Genomic DNA, 18112 nt, shown 5'->3' on the forward strand with positions numbered 1-18112 from the left:
TGGTCCTCAGTTCGGTTGCGCCGGAGCATCGAGATCGGCCGCGAGGTCGTCGAGGAAGCGATCCTTGTCGAATGCGGCGTCATCGACGAGCGTCCAGCGTTCCGCCGCGGTCATGCCCGAGGGCGTGACCCAGCCGCCCTCTATCCTCTTCAGGACGAGCCGGGACGGCTGGTACTCCCTCTCCGGTTCCGAGTAGATCGTCATGTATTTCGCAGCGCCCGGGCCGAGATTGAACACGGTGCCGCGCAACGAGACGATGCCCGGAAGCTCCGCCGTCGCCCACGTGCCGCCGAAGGTCAGGACGATGCGCCCGTCCCAGTTCCTGTCGAGGAAGGCCGAGGAGATGGCGCGGTCCCAGACCGCGTAAGGGCCGCTGTTCCCCCTGATTTGAAGGTGGGTTTTGCCTGCCATCTCGCCTTGCGTCCGGCGGATCAGACGGAAGGCGTGCGCCATGCCACCCCACATCTCCGGTACCTTGTCACCGCCGAACACTACCCGTAAGCCGGTGGTCGCGCGCGGATCGACTGTCAGGACGAGACGGTAGGGCGTCTTGGCGATGCGCTCGTTGAAGCGCAGCACGGGCTCGGTCGACAGAAGCCCCGCCAGCGCCCAGGCGAATTGCTTTTCCGGCACATCGGCGATCATCGCGCCTGAACGGAAGGCGACAAACTTCGCCTCCTTATCCGCATGAAGCCCCGCTGCCTGCCACAGCGCGCCCGGCTTTCCGTCGAAAAGAACCTGTGACGGCAGCGGCTCGACGTCGGGCGCGGGCTGCCCGTCGCCCGCAGGCTTGCCGCCGCCCTTGCGGGTGAGCGTGATGCGCTTCAGCGCCATTGATACGGCCTCGCCATTCTTGTCCGGGCGGGAGATGGCGTAGACGCGGAACCCTTGACCCTCCGAGAGATCGGCCCACGGCGTGACGTTGCCCGGCAGCCCGTCGCATTCGACCCGCACGCCCTTTTCGGCGACGACGAGACGCACGCTTTGCGGCGCACTGGCGGGCGCGGTTGCCTCCAACGTGTTTTTCTGGTCGCGAACCAGCGTAACCTTGCCGGTGCCGTCCGCCGTCCTTCGCCAATGCAGCATGAAACGCGGAGTCGATGGATCGTTGCCGTTGAGATTGTGATGCGTGCTGAGGCCGATCAGGAAGCCAGTCGTCTCCGAAGGGTCGAAGTCGAAGGTCAGCACGGCTTCGCCGCCGTTGCGGAGGGCATCGAGCCAGAGAAGCGCACCCTGACTGTAGAGACCGGCAAGCCCCCAGCCCGATTTTTCCGGCGCGCGCACGCGAAGCGCACCGCCCTCGACACGGGCGTGGTCCTTGAAGCGCCCACCCTGACCCTGAAATGCGCTCCACGGCGGCAAGATCTCGCCGCCCTCGTAGAGAACGAGATTCTGCGTTTCGCCGGGGCGCAACGGCCGTGTCGGATCGTCGGCCGCCGAAGCAAGCGTCGTGTTGGGCTGCTGCCCCCTCGTCTCGTGCGAGGGCGTCTCATCGGCCGGCGCGCCGTCCTGCGATGTCTCGTCCGGAATGCTTTCCGGCGTGGGCGCCTGCTTCAGCACCTGATAGTCCATCGTGTAGAAGCCCCGCCAGCCTACACCCGCATTCGTGGCCCATGTCTCGTTGCTTGAGGTGGACAGCACATAGCTGCCTTCGTCGAGCCGCTGATTGACGTCGGCTTCCCAATAGGCGTTCGGGACGCCGCCCTGTCCCGGCTTGCCGCGCGCCGCCCAGCGGCCAACCTCCGTTCCATCCGGCCTGAGCAGCGCGATAATGCCTGGCTTCCGGCCGCGCGCGTTGTTCCAGTGATAGGTCTCAAGCGTGCGCACGAAGATAGGGCGCTTGATCGCGATGATCGTATTCTTGCGCGGGCCGTTGACGACGGCGGCGATGTTGCCGAGTTCAGCGCGCTGCACCGGCGCTTCCGGCTCGGGCTCGGCGGCTGCTTCCGCATCGCCGCCCGAGACATCGACAGCATCCGGCGTCTCCGGCGAGGTGTTGGACGTCGCCCACCCGGCGAGAGTCAGCCGCGTCACCATGCCGATAAGGGCCGGATCGTTGATGTCGAGGCGGCCCTGTCCCTCGAAAAGGATGTGCAGCCGCTTGCCGTCCTTGCGCGGCTTGTCGAGCGTCACGGTGATGGTATCGCGTCCCTCGAAGCGGGTATGGACGCGAAGCGCGGGCTGACCCGCGACCGTCACCTTGTCATGTTCGATTTCATCGGTATAGCCGAGCAGCGGCTCGTCGGGAAACCACCACCAGACGCGGACTTCCCGGCCGCCGCGCGGCTCGACGGCCTGCACTGTCCGGCCCTTCTCGGTGAGTCCGGCTCGCCAGCCGGGCGGGGTGGCGATGCTCGCTTCATCGAGTTTGAAGCGTTGCCAGTCGCCCGTTTGTGCCGCGGCGGGCAACGCCTGCGCGAGGAGCGTCCCGGCGGCCAGCATCGCGACGAGCGCGGCGCTTTGTTTCGACATCGCCCGCTTCGGCTCTCGCCGCTCCGCCATAGGCCGAAGCCGGTCCACCGCCGCGCGGACCTCGCCGATCGCGTCGGCCGGAACGGGGGCATGCACCGTGACATACTGTCGGCCTGCGCGCGTCCAGAAGGCATAGGTGATGGCGAGGACGACGGCCGTCGCGCTTTCATCAAGTTCGACGCCGACAAGGGCGGAACCCGGAAGCCGCCAGCCGTGAACCACGCCGTTCACGAGCACACCGTCTTCGCCGACGGAAATGACGCCGTCGCGGTAACGCAGATGCGCCTTCGCAGCGTTGCGGCCGAGGAGGAAGCCGATGCCGCCAATCGCCATGATGCCGAGGGATATGAAGGCGAAGATTTGCGCATCCCCAAGGATCAGCGCCATCACGGCAGGGATCAGGACGGCGAAGCCGAGAATGATGAAGAGTGTGGCGCGGTGGCCTTCTTCGGTCTCGCGCGCCTCCGTCTGCGCGAAGACATCCCAATCGCCGCGCGGCACGCGCCACCGAGCGAGAGGTTCGCCCTGCGAGAGGTCGGCCCGAACTTTTGCGAGACGGCGGAAGTAGAACGCCGTGATGAACGCGGAGAGCCCGACGAAAAGAGAAAGGAAGGCGCTCGCATGCGCCGCGTCGCCGATGCTCAGACGAAGTTCCTCGTTGAACAGAATATAGACGGCGATCCAGCCGAAAGCCGAAAGGGCGATCAGCAGGGAAATACGCATCGCCTTGGCGCCATCGAGCAGCATGCGGATCTCCCGTCTGAACCGGCAAATCGGTGCGTGCCGACTGCCGAAAATGGATTAAAAAATCTCTTTGGACGGAACACTAGATGAATGCCTTGGCGGGCGGCATGCGGCACTTTGCAGCGGTTTGCGCTGCATGCATTTGTCCCGCGAACGCTCGCGTTGTGCGATCCGCCTTCGCGCCTTGCTCGCACCAGAGCACAGCGGCCTGACCTCTGTTCAAGCCGGGACGCATTAGAGCGGGCGAGAGATGAAGGCATATCTAGCCGATGTACATCCGTAGATTACTGCCGGGTCCAGAGCGCTCCATAGCGCGCCCCCGAAGTCGCTCAAAGCGCCGCCGCCAAAATCGTTTCGCGCAAGCGTTCGAGGCTTCCGCCTTTGCCGTAGCGCTCTCGGTTATAGGCGGCGGCCTTGCGGCGCGCCACGCTTTCCGAATCGGTGTGAAGACTGAGCCAGATCACCTTGCGCTCTTCGACGGGGGCATAGCGCGCGGGCACGCGGATTTGGGCGAAACGGCGCTGAACAATTTACGCTACGGCAAAAAGCTGAATTAAGACAGATGCTTACGGAAACTTCGCGAGGGCTGGTGGCGGAGGGGGTGGGATTCGAACCCACGGTACGGTTGCCCGCACGCCGGTTTTCAAGACCGGTCTATTCAACCACTCTAGCACCCCTCCGTTGGAGTGGCCGCTTCTCGCCGCCCTGCGTCATGCCATTCGATCACGCTCGCGGCTCGGCCAGTCGCGCGTCCGACTTTCCACTGCGATGGATAACAAATGCGCCGGCTGCGAGCAAGATGCGATGGGCGCGCCCCGAGGCTTCTTCGCGCCATTATCGTGATGACGGCATCTCGAAACGCACCCCGAACTTTTCCTCACGGCGAGTCAGTCATGGCGCGTCAATCTGGCATGCGATGGTGGCCGAATCTTGAGAGGATCGACCGATCGCCATCGGTCGATCCTCTCAAACTTTGATCGCCTCCGGTCAATCCCCATTTTTTCGACGTTCACCTGACCGGAAAGGGATGGAAAGGGCGGATTGGCGCCCGGACGACGGCTGTCTCAAGCCTTGGACAGCTTGGCCAGTTGGCTTTTGAGCGTTTCCATAACCGGCTTGGCCTCGCCACCGAGGTTGATTTCGTTGCCGATACGGTCGAGCGTCGAGTTGAGATCGGGGACGCGCTGTTGCACCGACTGCGCGAGAGCCTGCCTTGCCTCGGGCGTAAGATCCTGGGCCTTTGATTTCAGGCTGGCGAAGCGATCCGATATAGCGCGGATTTCGTCCATTGCGGCCTGAGCGGACCCTGAGTCCGTAATTCGCGCGAGCGCGGCCTGAAGGCGCGAGATGTTTGTCAGGATATCGTTTTGCAGAGCGACGGCCGAGGTTCCCGCGACCGCGGATTGCTGGGGGGGCATGGGTGCCGCACTATCGTTCGTGGCCGATTGCTGGGTTTCGGTTCGCGACGGGAAAGGAGTCGCGGACGGGGCCGAGCCGGTCGCCGACTCGGGCGCGGGGGTGACCATTCGCGTGTTCCGGTTGATCTGCTGGGCTTCCTGCGTTCTGTTCTCGCTTGGCCAGAAGTAAAGCGCCGCACCCGCGATGATGAGCGCGGGAAGCAGCCAGTAGGCCCAGTTCGCGCCACCGGACGCCGTCGCCGCGCGCGGTTGATGGGCCGGAGACGAGGTATGTGCCTCGTCCTGCGCATCTTGCACAGGCCGGACGGCGGAAGCGCTGGGCATGGCGCGCTCGAACTCGCCTTTCTTGCTCACGAGCATGCTCGCCATGCCCTGATTATCGAGACCGGCAGCGGTCTGATGACGCTTCAGATAGGCAAGCACTACGGGAGCGAGGAAGCCGATCAGCTTTTTCGCGGAGCCATGGCCGAGACCGGCATATTGTGCGAGGCGGGACGCAAGCGTGTCCAACGTCCCGCCGCCGATCAGCGACGACAGGAGGCTCCAGCCGGTCTGAAGGATGTCCCGATTCGAGCCGAGAAGGCTGCCGACGATGTCGCCGTTGCTTACGGCATCCCGGCCAACGATGTTCTCCGACTGGGAAAGAGCGTAGCCGATCCGCTTCGGACCGTCGGAGGCCTGTGCCATGTTCGCGAGGCTCGTCAGGATGCCAGGCACACCGGCCGAGATTCCTTTTTTTGCGGCCTGCTGTTCAAGTCCGAGCGTCGACGCCAGTTTCCCGATCACATCGGGAGTAAACGACTGCGAGATGGTCGATAGAAGATTCGTGGCCATTCGAAATCTCTCCAGTTTTCGCGCAAACAACGATACCTGCAAAGTACAGGCCTGCGCTAAACTCGCTTCTGATGGCACTCCGTGCAACGTCGAACGCGGATTTTAATTATCACGATCTAAAAAAAATCTATGCCCTTCTAGCAATATGAAACAAAATTATAAGTATATACCAAAAGGATATTGAAATGACCTGGCATCATATACACGCAGGTGGAACCTGAGACTTACTTCCGTCTCGCTATTTGTTCGTAAAAGGAAAGGCCACGCCGCGCGGCCTTCTCTCAGAGACAAGGAGATACGGTGAGCCCGCCAGGCCCGTCAGTCCGGAAGGCGGATGTGGATGTAGCGGAAGGTGGCTAGAAGCCAGGGCAACAACGCGACCGAAAGGAACACGAGATTCGTTTCCGCCGCCGCGTCGACCACGGAACGCGTCAGCGTCGGCCACGCGATCATGCCGGCAACGATCGCCGCGCCGATCGCGGCGAAGACTGCAAAGCCGAACCGAAGCGCGCGCGAAACGCGGTTTCTGGTTCCGGTCAGCGTGAGCGCGGCTGCGCCGTAGCCGGCGAAAACCAGCGTTCCGCCGAGCCATGGCGAGATGGGGATCAGAGCCCCGGCGGCGATGGCGAAGAGAATGCCGAGGAAAAAGACGGTCCAGCTGTCCGGATAGCCGTCCGGGCGAATTGGGAGGAACGCGGTCTCGTCCTCGTTCTGCGATTTGTCGTCCATGTAATCAAGTATATCCTGCTCTGGACGGGACATATTGAGCCTCCTCGCTGTGGCAGGCTCCGAGACGAAATCGTCAACGCCTCGGATCGCCGTGCCAACGTGTCTTTCGATCGCTCGGGCAACACCGCCTCGCGGCGAGCGCCACTCTGATTATCTGGAGCCTCGCGCGTTCTGAAGGCCGCGTCGTGCTCCAGTTTCTTCCGATCACCGTGAACCGGAGTTTCGGCCGCAATTTCACAAGACGCTATCAGGTCGTTTGCCACAGCATACAGGAATATGCGCGAGTCGACAGACTGCGAAATCAGCGCGGCGCCCAGGGATTCTTGGCATCCGTGCTCGCGTCGTCCGCCCTGACATCGTTGCCTTTCGAACCGGGGCCGTTTACGAACGATCCCGTGCCCCTCGGTCCATCGTTCGCCAGCGGGTTCACGTCCGAATCGAAAATGAGCTTGATGAGCGCCTTCTGCGCGGGAACCTGCGCATACTCCTTGTAGATGGCCAGACTCTGGATCGTGAAGGCGAGGCGGTCGGCCTCATTCGTCTTCAATCCCATCTTCTGCACGATTTCCGCGTCCATGCGCTCGCCCTTGTCCAGAACCCATTCCTGCATCTCCACACCGACCTTGGTCAGGATAGCGCGCACCGAGGTGGGAAGCCCCTGATAGCGATCTTTCGGCATGATCAGGAAGCCGGGCGTGTAGAGATGATAGGAGAGGGTGAGGTAGTTCTGCACCTTATGGATGTTGGCGCCGTAGATCAGGTCGAGTGTCGATTCGATGCCATCCAGTTCCCCCTTCTGGATGCCGGCATAGACATCCTTGAATTCGACAGGGAACGTCTCGACGCCATAAGCCTTGAACATCTTGATGCGCCACGCGCCTTTAGGCACGCGCAGCTTGAGGCCCTTCAGGCTTCCGGGCCCTTCGACGGGACGCTTGTTGTTGAGCACATGGCGGAAGCCGAGTTCCCACATCGCGAGCAACTGGTAGCCCTTCGCATTGGCCGCCTGATGAAGGTACTGCTTCATGATCTTGTCGCGGAACTGGCGGACATGGGCGCGATTGCGCACGAGGAAAGGCATCTCGAACACGCCGAACTCGCCGGAGATGTTGGACATCGGCGTGCCGATGACAGAGATGTCGACCTCGTTCTTCAGCATCTTTTTCAGCACCAGGGCATCGCCGCCAAGGCCGCTTTTCGGGTGCAGCACGATGCGAATTCTGCCGCGCGACATCGCTTCCACGCGTCGCGCATATTCCTCCGCTGAAATGTAGTACAGCGTGCCTTCCGACCCGATATGCGAAAAGTGCAGCTCCAGCGGCCCTTCGGCGGGAGCCTGGGCGCGCGCGGGCGATGCAACGAAAGCCCCCGCCGCCACGCAAACAAGCGCGAACGCAGCCGCGCGCATAATCGTGAATGTGCCCGTCATAGCCCCTCCCGGTCTCAGGAGCATTTACGATAAGTTTTAGGCAGCCTCAAGCAACACGAGCGCGATTTATGCGCCAATCTCGCGTAAAGGGCAGGATGGCCGCCATTATCGCCTGAACGGGGAGCAGATCTGGCGCCGGTTCACGCGAACAAAGGCGGCGAAAAGGGCGCTTGAAGCTTCAACGCGCCAGATCCTTGAGGCCGAGACGGATGAGATCTTCCGTCCGCGCCTCCTCGCCCGCCTTGCCGAGGGCGGCTGTAATGGCGGCGTTCGCCTGAAGCGGTGCGTAGCCGAGATTCACAAGCGCGGATACCGCCTCCGCAGCGGGAGAGGGCGCTGCGGAGGCGGGCGTCGCGGCCGACCCGGCGCCGGAGGCAGGCGCGGCGATGGCTGCGACGCTGAAAGCGAGAGGCGGGGCCTTGTCCTTGAGTTCGTTCACGATCCGAAGCGCCACCTTCGGCCCGACACCCGGCGCGCGCGTCACGCTCACGCGGTCCTGCATGGCGATGGCCTGTGCGAGCTGCGCGGAGTCGAGTGTCGCGAGGATGGACAGCGCCACCTTCGCGCCGACGCCCTGCACGCTCTGCAAAAGGCGGAACCAGCCGCGTTCGGCCTCGGAGAGGAATCCGTAAAGCTTGATGGCGTCTTCGCGGACATAGGTCTCGATGGAAAGCGCGACCGGCTCGCCGGGCTTGAGCGCGGAGAGCGTTCGCGGCGAGCATGCGACTTCATAGCCGACGCCGCCAACATCGATGATGGCGTGGTCCGCGCCCACCGCGTCGACGATGCCTTTGAGCTTTCCGATCATGCTTCAGCATAACCCGAGTCGGCATCGACGGCGCGAGGGGGTTTTTTGCGAACAGGAGGCATCGACTGTCGCGGTTCAATTTTTCTCGATAGTCCGTGTGTGGCGACGGCAAGCGCGGGAACGAAGCTTACATGATCCGGATAGCCAAACACAGGAAGGCTTATGAGCACCGAACCCGAATGCCGGCTCGTAAGGGCCGAGACCACCTACGATGGAAAGCAGGGCCTGACCTATCGTCGCGGCATCGCCGCCGAAACCGTCGGCTCCACGGGCATCTGCATGCACCTGCTGACGGTCCCGCCGGGTGGCCGCGCGAAGGTGCATCTGCACGAGAAGCACGAAACGGCGATCTATGTTCTCGAAGGCGAGGCGTGGACGCTTCATGGCGAGCTGCTTCAGCATCAAACGCTGACGCGCGCTGGCGACCTGCTTTATATCCCCGCAGGGGTGCCGCACCTGCCCGTGAACCTGAGCGACAAGCCGATATCCGCTGTGATCGCGCGGACCGACGCAAGCGAGCAGGAGAGCGTTGTCCTTCTGCCGGACCTCGAACCGCTCGCGGAAGAAATTATCGCCGCGCTGAAGTCCGGCGACCTCAAGCCGGAGTTGAAAGCGCCGCCGCTCGTATAGCCAGCGCGCGCCTGTGATGGGCGTGGCAAATGGCGACGGCGAGCGCATCGGCGGCGTCCGCCGATTGCGGCTGCGCCCTGGGCAGCAGATAGCGCAGCATCGCGCGGATCTGCGTCTTGTCGGCGTGGCCCGCGCCGGTGACAGTCTTCTTGATCGAGTTCGGCGCGTATTCGGCGACGCTGAGGCCAAGCCTCGCGGGCACGAGCAGCGCCACTCCTCGCGCCTGGCCGAGCTTCAGCGCCGCGCGCGCGTTCGTGTTGACGAAGGTTTCCTCGATGGCGGCCTCGTCGGGCGCATGAGTGCGAACCACCTCGTTCAATCCTTCGAACAGGGCGGTAAGCCGCTGGCCCATCGCATCGCCCGCGCCCGTATCGATGGTGCCGCAGGCGACGTAGGAAAGCCGCTGGCCGTCCCAATCCACAACGCCCCAGCCGAGATGGCAGAGGCCGGGGTCGAGCCCGAGGATGCGGACGGGAGGTTTCGGCATGAGGCGATCCGGTTGAACGTCAACCCGCACCGTCTTCTGCGTCGGGCGGTCCGGTCAAGCCTTTCGAGGGGTTCGCCCTGACGTCGGGTGCGAAGTCTGCGTTCGAACACCATGTTGTCATGAGGAAAACTCGCGCGGCTGTTTGCCGTGGACGCGGCGAGGGGCTATCTCTACGGCCAGAAGTTGAAGGGGAGACGCAATGAAAACCGACACGCCGAAGCCGATCTACCTCAAGGATTACGCTCCCCCCGCGTTCCTCATTTCCGAAACCTGCCTTGATGTGACGCTCGATCCGGCGGAAACGCGGGTGAAATCGCGGCTGTCCGTGCTGCCCAATCCGGCTGTGAAGAAGCGCTCGTCAGAAATCAGGCTCGACGGCGAACTGCTCAGGCTTCTGCGCGTGGCCATTGATGGCGAAGCAGTCGACGGATCGCGGCTCGTCGCGACGGCCAAGGATCTGACCATCCGCGACGTGCCCGCAAAACCGTTCACGCTCGAAATCGAGACGATCTGCGACCCGGCCGCGAACAAGGCGCTGACGGGACTCTATGTCTCGCGCGGGGTCTACTGTACGCAGTGCGAGGCCGAAGGCTTCCGCCGGATCACCTATTATCTCGACCGGCCGGACGTGCTGGCGAGGTTCCGCGTCCGCATCGAAGCGCCAAAACAGGATGCGCCGGTTCTGCTGTCGAACGGCAACCTGGTGGGATCGGGCGATCTTCCCGGCAAGCGCCACTTCGCGGTTTGGGAAGACCCGTTCCCGAAGCCCGCCTATCTCTTCGCGCTCGTGGCCGGCAAGCTCGCCATGGTGGAGGACCATTTCACCACGGGGTCGGGGCGCGATGTCACCCTGCGGATCTATGTCGAACCCGGCAAGGAAGATCGCTGCGGCTGGGCCATGGAAAGCCTCAAGCGGTCGATGAAATGGGATGAGGACCGGTTCGGCCTCGAATACGACCTCGATATGTTCATGATCGTCGCCGTATCGGACTTCAACATGGGCGCGATGGAGAACAAGGGCCTCAATGTGTTCAACGACGCGCTGATACTGGCGCGGCCCGACACTGCCACCGATGGCGATTACGAGCGCATCGAAAGCGTGATCGCGCACGAGTATTTTCACAACTGGACGGGCGACCGCGTCACCTGCCGCGACTGGTTCCAGCTCTGCCTGAAGGAAGGGCTGACGGTTTTCCGCGACCAGGAGTTCACCGCCGACATGCGCTCCGCTGTCGTAAAGCGCATTCAGGATGTGCGGATGCTTCGGAGCGGACAGTTTCCCGAGGACGCGGGGCCGCTCGCCCATCCCGTGCGGCCTTCGTCCTTCATCGAGATCAACAACTTCTATACGCGCACGGTCTACAACAAGGGCGCCGAGCTGTGCCGCATGCTGCAAACCGTGCTCGGCCGCGACGGATTCCGCAAGGGCCTCGCCCTCTATTTCGAGCGCCACGACGGGCAGGCGGTGACGGTCGAAGATTTCGTTTCGGCGCTGGGCGACGCGAACGGCACGGATCTTTCTCCTTATCTCCTCTGGTACAATCAGGCGGGTACGCCGACGCTCGACGCGCGGCTGTCCTATTCGGAGGGTGCCAAGGAGGCGCGGCTGACGCTCAGTCAGACCTTCCCCGACCTGCCGGGACAGCCGAAGCGCAAGGCCGTACCGATTCCGGTGAAGCTCGGCCTGCTCGGCCCGAATGGCGGCGAGATCCCCCTCGAAGTGGAGGGCAAACCCGTCGATGGCGGCCTCGTGGTGCTCTCGAAGAAGAAGGAGGTCTTCACCTTCGAGAAGGTCGGCTCGCGGCCCGTGCTCTCGCTGCTGCGCGACTTCTCGGCGCCGGTCAACCTCAACGCGGGCACGCGCGACAAGGATATGCTCACGCTCATTCGCGCCGATACCGATCTGTTCAACCGCTGGCAGAGCGCGCAGGCCTTTGCGCTGAAGCATATCGTCGGCCTTGCGAACGCCATCGCCAAGGGCGAGACGGCGCGGGTCGATCCCCGCTTCGTGGCGGCTGTCGGCGAGGTCGCGGACGACGACACGCTCGAACATGCCTACCGCGCCGCGTTTCTCACCCTTCCATCCGAATCGGATGTGGCGCTCGCCATCGCTGAGAACGTCGACCCGGAGGCGATCCATCGGGCGCGTACGCTCCTGCGCGAGGCGATGGGCAAGAGCCTGCGCGCCATCCTGGAAGGGGTTTACGAACGCAGCGCACCGGTCGAACCCTACAACCCTGACGCGGAAAGCGCGGGTAGGCGCGCGCTGCGACAATCCGCACTGAGCCTGCTTGCCGCAGGCAAGAGCCGGTTCGGCATCGCGCGCGTGAAGGAGCAGGCGAAGACCGCAACCAACATGACCGAGGCCATCGGCGCGCTTTCGATCCTCTCGCAGGTCGGCGGCGAAGCCTACGATCAGGCGCTCCAGCGTTTCCACAGAAAATGGAAGGACGAGCCGCTCGTCATCAACAAGTGGTTCGCGCTGCAAGCGTCGTCGCCTTCGGCCGATACCCTCGCGCGCATGGCCGACCTCGTCGCCAACCCGTTGTTTTCAATCCAGAACCCCAATCGCGTGCGCGCGGTTTACGGGGCGTTCGCACACGGAAATCAGGTCCGTTTCAACGATGCGAGCGGCGCGGGCTACGACCTCATCGCCGATGCCGTGATCGAGATCGACGGCTTCAACCCGCAGATGGCGTCGCGGCTTGTCAGCGCCTTCGAAAGCTGGCGCATTTTCGAGCCGAACCGCCGCGCATTCGCGGAGAGAGCGCTGGGCCGCATCCTCGACAAGAAGGATCTCTCCCCTGACGTGTTCGAGATCGGGTCAAAAATCGTTGGCGACCGCGCAGGCGAAGTGGCAGCCTGATCATCGCGAGTCGTCGCGATGGTATATGAAATACTTATGGTTGCATCGGTAGGGGTATACAAACGGTGACTCTTTATTAACTAATCGTGCCCATGTTAAGATAAAGGTGACTAAGACTAATTCCGGGGCTTTTCTACCGGCGGGAAGACATGGCGCTTCATGAGTTGAGCCAGACCTTTTCCAATGCGCGCGCTGTCGATGCGCCGCGCACGGTGGCGCTTTCGCTGAAATCGGACGCAACGCGGGCACCCTCGCAAGCATCGGGCGCCCTCGTCGAGACGCGGCAATTGCTGACGGTGCTCGGCGGTACCGGCCTTGCGGCGCTCGGGTTGCTCGCCATCCTCTGCTTCGGCTCGACGCCGGTGGAGCCGGAGGTGGTGGCGTTCTGCATCGGCGCAGCCGCCCTGTCTTTGGTGTCGTGCCTGTGGATGTGTCGGCGCAGCCTCGATCGTGCCGAGGCGGCGCGCATGGCGATCGCGTGTCACGCGCAGGGCGTCGTCGCGGCGGGAGCGCTGGGCCTTCGCTGGAATCTCGTGACCGGCGATCTCGCATGGTCGGGCGATACGAGCCGCGTCTTTACCGCTGGCGAAGCGCAGCCGGCGAGTTTCCGCGACTTCCGCCATTGGCTCCATCCGGACGATTTCCTCTATGCGTCGATTTCGCAGGCGCTGAAAACCTCGCAAAAGCGCGTCAATTGGCCTGTGCGCATCAAGGATGCGGAAACGGGTTGGCGCACGTTCCAGCTCAAAGGAGAAATTTCCTCGTCGCCTCAAGGCGCTCCCGCCTTCGAGGGCCTTCTCGTCCCCGCAGACGCAAGCGAAAGCCCGCAAGGACTGGAGGGCTTTCCGTCGTTGCCCGACATCGTGGAATCGCTGCCTATTTCCATTGCGATCTGGAATCGTGAAAACCGCCTCGTGCTGTGCAACCGGAAGTTTCGCCAGCTTTATCGCGTGTCGGCGGCGGCGGCGCTGCCCGGCACATCCTACGAGGCGATAAAGGCGCAAACGCAGGAGGCTATCGCGCAGCGGCCGCCGGAAGGGCGCGGCGTTGTGGGCCGGTTCCAGCTTCAGGAACGGCAACTCGGCGACGGTACCTGGCTCCAGATCGGCGAATACTGGACGGGGGAGGGAACCCTGGTGAGCTTCGGCACGGACATCACCATGCAGAAGCAGACGCAGCACCGGGTTCTCGAACGGGAGCAGCAGATGCGAGCGAGGGTGGACGGCTTCGAGCAGAGCCGGCGGCAACTGGAAATTCAGGCGCGGCAGCTTCGCGAACTCGCGGAATCCTACAACGAGGAGAAAATCCGCGCGGAAGCCGCCAATCAGGCGAAGTCCGAATTCCTTGCGAACGTCAGCCACGAGCTTCGCACGCCGCTGAACGCCATCATCGGCTTTTCGGAAATGATGCGCGACGGCGTGCTGGGGCCGATTGGCAACCCGAAATACGAATCCTATGTGAAGGACATTCACAACAGCGGGCGCTACCTGCTTGAGATGATTAACGACATTCTCGACATGTCCAAGATCGAGGCCGGACGCTGGACGCTGTCGCCCGAATGGTTCACCATGAGCGATGTGTTTCAGGAGTGTCTCTCGGTGGTCAGCCCCGTCGCAATGGAAGGCAGCGTCGAACTGACCCAGTCTGGCAACACCGGTATTCCGCTTCACGGCGACCGACGCGCGCTGAAACAGGTGCTCATCAATCTGTTGTCGAACGCCATCAAATTCACGCCGCAAGGCGGAAGGGTTTCGCTGCGCGCCTATCGCTATCGCGGCAGCATACGGATCGCAATCGCCGATACGGGTGTTGGTATTCCAAAACACGACCTCGGTCGCCTCGGCAGGCCGTTCGAGCAGGTGAGCAACCAGTTGACCAAAGGACACAAGGGAACCGGCCTCGGCCTCGCCATTTCGCGTTCGCTGATCGAGATGCATGGCGGCAAGCTCGACATCAAGAGCCGCGTCGGCGAAGGCACGACGGTAACTTGCATTCTGCCGGTGCAGGACGAGAAGGACATTGTCGGACGGGAGGCCGCGTGACACTGGAGAAAACGATGGACTCCAGCGGCCCCGAGGACGAACTGGAACGGACCTCTCAAGCGGTCCGCCGCCTTACCGAGCAAAAGCGCGGTCAACCCGTCACCGTCGGGGAGTTGCTCGATGCGCTGGAAGACGGCGGCTTCGGCGTGCTGATGATCCTGTTTGCGCTGCCGAACGCTGTGATCCCCGGAATATCCTTCGTCCTCGGTGCGCCGGTCGTGCTGCTCGGGCTTCAACTGGCATCGGGACGGAAGAAAGTGTGGCTTCCGCAAGTGATGCGCCGGCAGGTCATCCCGCCGAACGTCTTCGAAGCCCTTGCCGACCGCGTCGAACGGTTTCTCGTCTGGATCGAAAAGCGCGCCCGGCCGCGGTGGATCGCGGTGGTCAGCGATGGCGGCGAGCGGCTGCTTGGGCTCTACATCGCTATCGTCGCCGCCTTCCTCATGCTCCCGATGCCCTTCGGCAACATCCTGCCTGCTTTCGGCATAGCTTTCATGTCGGTCGGCATTATCGAAAAGGACGGCAAGGCGGCGAGCCTCGGCGCGGTGCTCGGCTTTCTCGGCATCCTCTATCTGGTGCTCGCATTCGCCCTCGGCATCCAGGCCTTCAAGGCCGTTCTCGGTATGCTTTAGATCGATCCGCTGACAGGCGCGCGCGAATAACTCCACTGGAATAATAGTTTGGAGCGTTATGGCGCGTTCGCGGGAACGCGCGATGCCGTGTCGGTGCCACGGGCTCGGGCGGCGGGGCGCGTCTTCGTGGCAACGGGGCCCGCCTTGTCGCGGCAGCGTATTCTGCCGATTTCACAGATGCGCGCTCAAGCATTCCGGCTGCGCATCACACTCGCGAGAGCATTAAGTTTTGCGACAAGTTCGGCTTTGCGATTCGCATCCCGATCATTAAACAGCAGGTATACCGAGGGAACTTCGATGGCGCATTGGGCTTGTCCATCGATCCAGCATAGGTGTGGGGCGTTTTGTTCATGTCGAGTTTATTGGAGCGGGCCGAGTATGTTCGCGGCCCGGCGGTGCGTTCCGTCGAGTTGGACCTTCGGGCAAAGGGTAGCGTTTCCATCGTCGAGCGCCGGTCGCTTGCCGGTGTGCCGCTCTGGTCGAATGCCTTCGCGCATCTGAGGAAAGACAGCCGCTATTACGAGATCGTGGAAGACACGGTCTGTCCGGAGTTCCGCTATCGTTATTTTGCGCTGACCGACCACTTGGGCCGCGCGATGGCGGTGCAGCCGTTCTTTGTGCTCGATCAGGATCTGGTCGCAGGCTCCGGGGCGCGCCTCAAAGGGTTCGTCGACCGCGTGCGTCGCGTATGGCCGCGCTTTCTGACCATGCGCACGCTGATGATGGGCTGCGCGGCGGGCGAGGGCCATCTCGCCGCGAAGGACCAAGCCACTCGGGCGCGCGAGGCCGAGCTGCTCTCGGCCGATATCGTCCGCCTCGCGCGGGTCGAGAAGGCGTCGCTGATCGTGCTGAAAGAGTTTCCGGCCGAGTATCGCGAGGCGCTTTCGGCGTTTCGCGACAAGGGCTTCACAGCGGTTCCGAGCATGCCGATGACGCGGCTCGACATTTCCGCATACAAGAGCTTCGACGACTATCTGAACAAGGCGATCAAGAGCAAGCGCCGTACTGAATTCCGTAAGAAGTTCAAGGCAGCGGCGCAATCAGCGCCGATCGAGCTTGAAGTGCGCCACAACGCAGGCGATGCGCTCGACCAGATCTTCGCGCTTTACGAGCAGGTTTACGAGAAGTCGGACATGAAGTTCGAGAAGCTCACGAAGGAATACTTCGCCGAGCTTGGCCGCCGCATGCCGGACAAGGCGCGGTTCTTTATCTGGCGGCAGGAGGGCAAGGTGATCGCGTTTTCGCTCTGCCTCATCGAGGGCGAAACGCTTTACGGCGAGTATCTCGGCCTCGACTACACCATCGCGTTACAGCTTCACCTCTATTTCTACGTGATGCGCGACACGATTTCATGGGCCATCGAGAACGGCTTCAAGGAGATCGTCAGCACGAGCCTCGGCTACGCCCCGAAGCTGCAAATGCGCCACGAGTTGCGCCCGCTCGATCTCTATGTTCGCCACACCTCTCCCGTCGCCAACGCGATCCTGAAGCGCGTGCTGCCTTATCTGGAGCCGACGCGCGGCGAGGAAAGCTTGCAGAAGTTCCCGAATTACGCGGAGCTTGCGCCCGACCGGCGGTAGGGCGGCGCTCATGACAAGCCGCCTCACTTCTTTCGCGCGTGATCGCGGAAGAACTGGTCCTGAAAGATGCACATGCGAATGGCGTTGTGATATTCGCCCTCCACGAAGAACTCCTTGATCAGGTCGCCTTCCTTGATGAAACCCATCTGCTCGTAAAGGTGGATTGCCTTCTCGTTGTCGGCGTCCACGACCAGATAGAGCTTGTAGAGATTGAGCGTCGAAAAGGCGTATTGCATCGCGAGGCTCGTCGCCTTCTTCGCGTAACCGCGCCCCTGAAACTCCGGCGCAATCATGATCTGGAACTCGGAGCGGCGGTGGATGTAATTGATTTCGACGAGTTCCACGAGGCCGACGCGCTGGCCCTCCACCTCGACCACGAAGCGGCGTTCGGTCTGGTCGTGGATGTGCTTCTCGTAAAGCTCCTGAAGCTCGACGTAAGCCTCGTACGGCTCCTCGAACCAGTAGTGCATCATGCTCGAATTGTTATCGAGCTTATGGACGAAGAGCAGGTCGTCTTTCTCCAGCGGGCGCAGGAGAAGCCCGCCGGTGCGCACGTCGAGCTTGTTCTCCTTCATCGAACGGTTCGACGCCATGAAACCGGCTCCTCTTCATCTTGCGGCCTGACGCTTATGTAAGACGGCACGCCGCACGATGAAGGAGGTGGATGCGTTAGAGCGACGTTTCCGGTGCGAAGGTGAAGATCTCCCCGGATGCGGTCGTCTCGGGCGTGAGAAGCGAGAGCGCGAGCGGCACGAGCGCGTCCGGCGGGGGCAGCGTGTTCGGCTCTTCGCCGGGATAGGCTTTCGCGCGCATGTGAGTGCGCACCTTGCCCGGATCGAGCAGATTCACGCGGATATTGGTCGATGCGTTCTCCGCCGCATAGGTCTTTGCCAGCGCGTCGAGGGCGGCCTTCGATACCGAATACGGTCCCCAATAGGCGCGGCATCGCTGCGCGGCGCCCGAGGTCATGAACAGCACGCGGCCCGCGGGCGAAAGCTTCAGCACGGGATCGAGCGTGCGGATCAGCCGCCAGTTGGCCGTGAGGTTGATCTGAAGCGTGAGCGCCCAGTCGCCCTCCTTGATGTGGCCGAGCGGCGAAAGCGGCCCGAGCAGCCCCGCATTGCCGACGAAGATGTCGAGTTTCTGCCAGCGCTGGTAAAGCGTCGGGCCAAGCGTGTCGATCTCGCCGAGTTGCTTGTCGAGGTCGAACGGCATGATCGACAGCGGCACGCCGCCAGCGGTTCGCACCTCGTCGTCGAGTTCTTCGAGCGCGCCTTGCGTACGGGCCGTCGCCACCACATGCGCCCCCTGAAGGGCCAGCGCCTTGGCGATGGCGCGACCGATGCCGCGAGATGCGCCCGTCACGAGCGCCACTTTGCCGTCGAAGCGCGGCAGGGAAGGTTCAGTTGTCACGTTTTCAACCGTTCATGAGTTTCTAAAA

Annotated in this window: 14 protein-coding genes and 1 tRNA gene; 5 read left to right on the plus strand and 10 right to left on the minus strand. The window is 62.7% G+C overall.

Annotated features, from left to right (window positions below; genetic code table 11):
• Positions 1-6: 6 nt before the first annotated feature.
• The 7 genes from KKP04_RS03990 to ruvA form a co-directional block, all read right to left on the minus strand.
• A complete protein-coding gene (locus KKP04_RS03990; RefSeq protein WP_215027162.1) occupies positions 7-3219 on the minus strand; it encodes a hypothetical protein in 3213 nt (1070 codons plus the stop codon).
• Between the two features lie 326 nt (positions 3220-3545).
• Entirely contained in the window at positions 3546-3716 is a 171-nt protein-coding gene (locus tag KKP04_RS03995; RefSeq protein ID WP_215027165.1) for a hypothetical protein, read from the minus strand.
• A 90-nt stretch (positions 3717-3806) separates the two neighbouring features.
• Positions 3807-3896 (minus strand) — tRNA-Ser (locus KKP04_RS04000).
• 384 nt (positions 3897-4280) lie between these two features.
• Entirely contained in the window at positions 4281-5468 is a 1188-nt protein-coding gene (locus tag KKP04_RS04005; RefSeq protein ID WP_215027168.1) for a DUF937 domain-containing protein, read from the minus strand.
• Between the two features lie 318 nt (positions 5469-5786).
• Positions 5787-6197: a hypothetical protein gene (locus KKP04_RS04010; protein ID WP_215027171.1), complete on the minus strand. Its 411-nt coding sequence runs from the start codon at positions 6195-6197 to the stop codon at positions 5787-5789.
• Positions 6198-6498: 301 nt separating this feature from the next.
• The gene (locus KKP04_RS04015) at positions 6499-7626 is read right to left on the minus strand and encodes a TRAP transporter substrate-binding protein (protein ID WP_215027173.1); all 1128 of its coding nucleotides are present in this window, start codon (positions 7624-7626) and stop codon (positions 6499-6501) included.
• Between the two features lie 178 nt (positions 7627-7804).
• Positions 7805-8434, minus strand: a complete 630-nt coding sequence (gene ruvA / locus KKP04_RS04020; RefSeq protein ID WP_215027176.1) for a Holliday junction branch migration protein RuvA — start codon at positions 8432-8434, stop codon at positions 7805-7807.
• A gap of 162 nt (positions 8435-8596) precedes the next feature.
• Here ruvA and KKP04_RS04025 point away from each other — a divergent pair, with 162 nt between their 5' ends.
• Complete coding sequence (locus tag KKP04_RS04025) at positions 8597-9064, plus strand: cupin domain-containing protein (protein WP_215027179.1); 468 nt, start codon at positions 8597-8599, stop codon at positions 9062-9064.
• On the opposite strand, the gene ruvC is transcribed toward KKP04_RS04025, so the two are convergent.
• Positions 9030-9551 carry a crossover junction endodeoxyribonuclease RuvC gene (gene ruvC, locus KKP04_RS04030; protein ID WP_215027182.1) on the minus strand — a complete coding sequence of 174 codons (522 nt, stop codon included), beginning with the start codon at positions 9549-9551 and terminating at the stop codon, positions 9030-9032. The two genes, KKP04_RS04025 and ruvC, sit on opposite strands and share 35 nt — an antisense overlap.
• A gap of 199 nt (positions 9552-9750) precedes the next feature.
• Here ruvC and pepN point away from each other — a divergent pair, with 199 nt between their 5' ends.
• The 4 genes from pepN to KKP04_RS04050 all read left to right on the plus strand — a co-directional run bounded on the left by pepN (position 9751) and on the right by KKP04_RS04050 (position 16671).
• Entirely contained in the window at positions 9751-12417 is a 2667-nt protein-coding gene (gene pepN, locus KKP04_RS04035) for an aminopeptidase N (protein WP_215027185.1), read from the plus strand.
• 149 nt (positions 12418-12566) lie between these two features.
• Positions 12567-14459 carry a PAS domain-containing sensor histidine kinase gene (locus KKP04_RS04040; protein ID WP_215027188.1) on the plus strand — a complete coding sequence of 631 codons (1893 nt, stop codon included), beginning with the start codon at positions 12567-12569 and terminating at the stop codon, positions 14457-14459.
• Positions 14456-15091: an exopolysaccharide biosynthesis protein gene (locus KKP04_RS04045; protein ID WP_215027191.1), complete on the plus strand. Its 636-nt coding sequence runs from the start codon at positions 14456-14458 to the stop codon at positions 15089-15091. Before KKP04_RS04040 ends, KKP04_RS04045 begins: the two co-directional genes overlap by 4 nt.
• A 350-nt stretch (positions 15092-15441) precedes the next feature.
• A complete protein-coding gene (locus KKP04_RS04050) occupies positions 15442-16671 on the plus strand; it encodes a GNAT family N-acetyltransferase (protein WP_215027195.1) in 1230 nt (409 codons plus the stop codon).
• 23 nt (positions 16672-16694) lie between these two features.
• Here KKP04_RS04050 and speG read toward each other — a convergent pair whose 3' ends face one another.
• Both speG and KKP04_RS04060 read right to left on the minus strand, forming a co-directional pair.
• Positions 16695-17264 carry a spermidine N1-acetyltransferase gene (gene speG / locus KKP04_RS04055; protein ID WP_215027198.1) on the minus strand — a complete coding sequence of 190 codons (570 nt, stop codon included), beginning with the start codon at positions 17262-17264 and terminating at the stop codon, positions 16695-16697.
• A 76-nt stretch (positions 17265-17340) separates the two neighbouring features.
• A complete protein-coding gene (locus KKP04_RS04060) occupies positions 17341-18084 on the minus strand; it encodes an SDR family NAD(P)-dependent oxidoreductase (protein ID WP_215027201.1) in 744 nt (247 codons plus the stop codon).
• Positions 18085-18112 lie beyond the last annotated feature (28 nt).

It is taken from the genome of Rhodomicrobium sp. Az07, from assembly GCF_018619475.1.
Lineage (GTDB): Bacteria > Pseudomonadota > Alphaproteobacteria > Rhizobiales > Rhodomicrobiaceae > Rhodomicrobium.